This window comes from Flavonifractor plautii ATCC 29863, from assembly GCF_000239295.1.
Taxonomy (GTDB): domain Bacteria; phylum Bacillota; class Clostridia; order Oscillospirales; family Oscillospiraceae; genus Flavonifractor; species Flavonifractor plautii.
In genome coordinates this window covers 1-2048 of sequence record NZ_JH417617.1, presented here as the reverse complement: position 1 = coordinate 2048, position 2048 = coordinate 1, and the positions used below count along the sequence as shown (strand labels likewise).

Below are 2048 nucleotides of genomic sequence, written 5' to 3'. Positions count from 1 at the left end.
GGCAGGCACGGATGGCCACCTTCCGGTGGCTGGTAGGCTGGTTGCCCCCCTTGACGATGTCTGGAATGACGATGACCACCGACTTGCCCGGCCCGGCCAGCTCCTTCAGCGGGGGCATGCCGATGGGGTTGCGGATGGACTCCAGGGTGGCGGCGTACAGGCTGTCCCAGTCCTGGGGCAGACAGGGCGGATCGGCCACGGTCTCCCCGGGGATGAAGATGTCCGTGCTGTCGGGCAGCTCCGCGCCCACCAGGCCCTGCCCATACTCAAATTCCAGTTTCACAAAATCACCTCTTCTAATTTACGCAAATTTGCTTTAAGAAAAGTTAAGTTTATTCCTAATACTTTTTATCACTATATAATATTACTAAATTACACCAAGATATTAACACACCATATTATTAACTTCAACAATATTACTCAAACTTTGGCACCCATCTTTAAGCAATCGATTGTTTTTTGTGCTAATTTTATTGATTTAATACAATATAGAGTAGTATACCTTTTACATATTGCACATAATGTAAAAAATTTTACAAATATCTTGCCACTTGGCACGAGAGTTCATAAAATTTCTTAAGTGTATCTCTTGTTTTACTCAAAATTTGTGTTAAAATAATAACAAATTATTCAAACAGGGAGGCATATCATGACACTCAAAGAAATTGCGAAAGAAGCGGGCGTTTCCATCTCCACTGTCTCCCGTGTTTTAAACCAGCCAAACACCAAAGCGGCCAGCGCTCAGGTACAGGAGCGCATCTGGAACATTGTTCGAAAAACCGGGTATGTCCCCAATCCAGTCGCACGCGAGCTCCGGCATGCTTTACAGCCCACCCCGGTTATGCAGTCTATCTACGGATTAATTGCCTGTTCCCCCGGGGAGGTACGGGATGACCCCTTTTTCCCCCGCATTATCTCCAGTATTGAGCAGGAAGCATTTCAAAGCAACTTTGTACTGAAATACACCTATTCCATGCTGGAATTTCAAACTCCGGCGGCAGCACGCCAGTCCGGGGGCTGCGACTCAGATAACCTGATCATTGTGGGACGGTTTCAGCCCTCGCTCCTCACCTCCATGAAAAAACGATTCCGCAATATTGTCTATGTTGGCCTCAATAATCTGGAGGCTGAATGTGACCAGGTACTCTGTGATTGTTTTTTTGCCGTTCGGGATACCGTACGCTATTTTTATGACCGGAATCATCGGAATATCGCTTTTATTGGAGCAGAGCAGGAGGGACGCTACCGCGGCTATTTAGAAGGGCTCCGCCTATGCGGCCTGCCCCCTTGTCCGGAGCATCTGGTTCAAATCAATACGCTCTCCATGGACGGCGGTCTTCAGGGTATGAAGCAGCTTCTCAGCCAGAACCGCAACATTACAGCCGTCATCTGCGCCAATGATATGACCGCTATCGGCGCGCTTCGGGCCTGCAAGGAGTTGGGCGTTCAGGTTCCTGACGAAATTTCCATTATTGGAATTAACGACATTCCAAACGTTCGCTATGTCCAGCCCAAAATAAGCAGCATACACGTCCCTTTGGATGAAATGGGCAAGATGGCAGTCCGTACCCTAGCCGACCGAATCAATGGCGGTCACCAACTGCCCGTTAAAATTAGCTTGCCCTACCATATCGTCGAACGCGCCAGTTGCATGCCCTGCGCCAGACCTTCCGGAAACATGCAGACGTAACTGCGCGCAACATATCTCCCCGCTCCGACGCATATACATGCCCCGTGAGAATCATTGCGGGGAGTGTTGCTGTTTGAAAGGGAACATCGAGGAGCGCGCCTGCCAGCTGGCGCTTTACATCATAGAGAACAAAGCGACGGTGCGCAGCGCGGCCCAGAGGTTCGGCATCAGCAAATCCACGGTCCACAAGGACCTAAGCGAGCGTCTGCCCGCCTTTAACAAGCCTCTTTACCTCCAGGTCAAGCAGGTGCTGGACGAAAATAAAGCGGAACGGCATATCCGGGGCGGTATCGCAACCCGCAAAAAGTACCGGGGAGTCACCTAAAAAGCAGCGGCGCACGGGTATCCGTGCGCCGCT

Annotated in this window: 2 protein-coding genes and 1 pseudogene; 2 read left to right on the top strand and 1 reads right to left on the bottom strand. The window is 50.4% G+C overall.

Annotated features, from left to right (window positions below):
* Positions 1-283 (bottom strand): annotated as a pseudogene (locus HMPREF0372_RS00015) (lactate racemase domain-containing protein); the annotation flags it as partial.
* A gap of 366 nt (positions 284-649) precedes the next feature.
* Between HMPREF0372_RS00015 and HMPREF0372_RS00010 the strand changes: the two are divergent.
* Together HMPREF0372_RS00010 and spoIIID are read left to right on the top strand one after the other, a co-directional pair.
* The gene (locus HMPREF0372_RS00010) at positions 650-1690 is read left to right on the top strand and encodes a LacI family DNA-binding transcriptional regulator (RefSeq protein WP_007487771.1); all 1041 of its coding nucleotides are present in this window, start codon (positions 650-652) and stop codon (positions 1688-1690) included.
* A gap of 73 nt (positions 1691-1763) precedes the next feature.
* Complete coding sequence (gene spoIIID, locus HMPREF0372_RS00005) at positions 1764-2015, top strand: sporulation transcriptional regulator SpoIIID (RefSeq protein WP_007487770.1); 252 nt, start codon at positions 1764-1766, stop codon at positions 2013-2015.
* The last annotated feature ends 33 nt before the right edge of the window (positions 2016-2048 follow it).

Coding starts and splice junctions, on each gene's coding strand:
- HMPREF0372_RS00010 (WP_007487771.1), top strand. CDS start 650: ATGACACTCAAAGAAATTGCGAAAGAAGCGGGCGTTTCCATCTCCACT.